General features: G+C 69.0%; 1 protein-coding gene and 1 pseudogene. Both read left to right on the forward strand.

Features of this window, described 5'->3' with window-relative positions; genetic code table 11:
- Window positions 1–808 (forward strand): ABC transporter permease (locus tag MCM47_RS40550; RefSeq protein WP_238951811.1); only part of this gene is annotated, 808 nt, incomplete at its 5' end.
- A pseudogene (locus MCM47_RS40555) lies at window positions 805–1,520 on the forward strand (ABC transporter permease); the annotation flags it as partial. The gene MCM47_RS40550 and the pseudogene MCM47_RS40555, both read left to right, overlap by 4 nt.

A 1,520-nucleotide genomic window follows, 5' to 3' on the forward strand; every position in this document is an offset into this window, starting at 1 on the left:
CCTGCCGTCGTTCATCCAGATCCCGCTGCTGCTGATCACCGCCATGCTGGTCGGTGGCCTCTACGCCAGCATCGCCGGTCTGCTGAAGGTCTTCCGCGGCGTCAGCGAGGTCATCTCGACCATCATGCTGAACGCCATCGCGGTCGCCATCGTCGGTCTGCTGCTCGTCCCCGGCGTCTTCGCGCCGGAGAAGGGCGGCACGTCCAACGCGATCCAGACCTCCCCGGTCTCGCAGTCCAGCCACTTCTTCGCGATCAACACCGACGGGGGCCCGCTCTACGGCTTCCTGTTCATCGCGATCCTGGTCGGCGTGGCGTTCCAGTTCACCCTGACCCGCACCCGCTTCGGCTTCGACCTGCGCGCCACCGGCCGCTCCGAGACCGCGGCCACCGCGTCCGGCGTGAACGTCAAGCGCATGGTCGTCATCTCGATGCTGGTCTCCGGCGCGCTGGCCGGTCTGATCGGCCTGCCCGAGCTGCTGCAGAACTCGTACTACTTCGGCCAGAGCTTCCAGGGCGGCCTCGGCTTCCTGGGCATCTCGGTCGCCCTGCTCGGCCGCAACAGCCCGATCGGCATGGCCTTCGCCGCCCTGCTCTTCGCCTTCCTGGACGCCACCGGCGCGCAGCTGCCCCTCCAGGGCGGCTTCCCGTTCGAGATCGTCCCGGTCATGCAGGGCACCATCGTCATCTGCGTCGTGGTCGCGTACGAGCTGGTGCGCCGCTACGGCCTCAAGCGCCAGCAGCAGAAGGTCGGCGCAGAGCTGGCCGCCCAGGCCGCTGCCAACGAGAAGAAGGAGGTGTCGGCATGAGCACCGCCACCGCTGCCCGTGCGAAGGCGCCGGGCGCTCCCGCCAAGAAGCGCAAGATGTCCTGGCCGGTGGTGCTCCTGCTGATCGCGGGCGCCCTGGTCCTCTTCTCCGCCGTGGGCATGGCCACCGGGAACCACTCGCTGACCTCCTCCGGGCAGGTCACCGCCGCCCTCAGCGCCGCCGTGCCGATCGGCATGGCCGGTCTGGGCGGTCTCTGGTCCGAGCGGGCCGGTGTGGTCAACATCGGTCTCGAAGGCATGATGGTCGCCGGCACCTTCTGCGGCGCCTGGGCCGGGTACCTCTACAACCCGTGGGTCGGCCTGGTGGCCGGCATGCTCGGTGGTGCCCTCGGCGGTCTGCTGCACGCCGTCATCACGGTGACCTTCGGCGTCGACCACATCGTCTCCGGTGTCGGCGTCAACCTGCTGATCCCCGGCATCTGCGCCTACGTCAACCGGATCTACTACAAGGACTACATCTCCGTCGGGGCCGGTGCGAACCAGTCCCCGCCGGCCGATCCGCTGCCGTACATCACCGTCCCCGGCCTCTCGTCCGGCCTGAAGGACATCGAGGGCCACCACTGGTTCCTGGTCTCCGACGTCGCCGGTGTGCTCGGCGGCCTGGTCACCAACATCTCGGTGGTCGTGCTGCTGGCCGGCGCGCTGATCGTGGCGAGCTACTTCGCGCTCTGGCGCACCGTGTTCGGCCTGCG

Origin of the sequence: Kitasatospora sp. A2-31 (assembly GCF_022288725.1) — a bacterium.
GTDB lineage: Bacteria > Actinomycetota > Actinomycetes > Streptomycetales > Streptomycetaceae > Kitasatospora.